This window comes from Priestia sp. KCTC 13724 (genome assembly GCF_056820425.1).
In genome coordinates this window covers 1-785 of sequence record NZ_JBXDLD010000042.1, presented here as the reverse complement: position 1 = coordinate 785, position 785 = coordinate 1, and the positions used below count along the sequence as shown (strand labels likewise).

At 29.6% G+C, this 785-nt stretch carries 1 protein-coding gene; it reads left to right on the top strand.

Annotated elements, in window-relative coordinates; genetic code table 11:
* Positions 1-104 precede the first annotated feature (104 nt).
* Complete coding sequence (locus AC1UFB_RS06575) at positions 105-575, top strand: GNAT family N-acetyltransferase (RefSeq protein ID WP_100347968.1); 471 nt, start codon at positions 105-107, stop codon at positions 573-575.
* The last annotated feature ends 210 nt before the right edge of the window (positions 576-785 follow it).

The window sequence follows — 785 nt, the reverse complement described above, 5'->3', positions numbered from 1 at the left end:
TTTAAACCATCGTGATCAAAAGTTGAAAAACGAAATGATTTTAGTTAGCTATGAATAATTCAGGATAAATATTAATTGTATTTTTCTGTAAGGGGAGAAGAAGCATGAAAAAATTATATAGCGTGGATAAAGCATCAATCTCAGATATCAACCAGATTATTAAATTAAGGGTAGCTTTGCTTAAAGAGGTAAATGAAATTCAAACAGAGGAAGAAGAAAATCAGATCATACATGCTACCAAAAACTATTTAAAAACTGAAATCTCCAATCATAATTTTGTTTCTTACATAGCAAAAAATGATAAGGAAGTTGTAAGTGTAAGTGGAGTATCCTTTTTTAAAAGACCTCCGTATTTAGAGAATTTACAAGGTGTAGAAGCTTATATACTTAACATGTATACCTTACCCACTTATAGAAAACAAGGATTGGCTAAACAATTACTTGAGAAATGCATTGAAGAATGTAAGAACAGAGATGTAAAAAGAATTTGGTTACATGCTTCTAAAGATGGTGAACCCTTATACAAAAGTATGGGCTTTAGTTTTAAGGGTAGTGAGATGGAATTATTCCTATAAAAACAATGCATACTCCATACAACCTTAGTTAATATAATGTGCCTTCTATGAATTCTAAACAGTTGTTCTATGATTTCAAAACAAGAACCCGTTTAAAAATTTAAACAGGTTCTTGTTTTGAAATATAAATCTATTTGATACCACTAGTGTTGCATAAATGTTGACGCAATTTTCAGTTTAATGTTTTTTCCTGTTTAGAGCCAAAAAAGT

Bases quoted from the DNA above. Each gene is read 5' to 3' on its own strand.
- AC1UFB_RS06575 (WP_100347968.1), top strand. From the start codon at position 105: ATGAAAAAATTATATAGCGTGGATAAAGCATCAATCTCAGATATCAAC.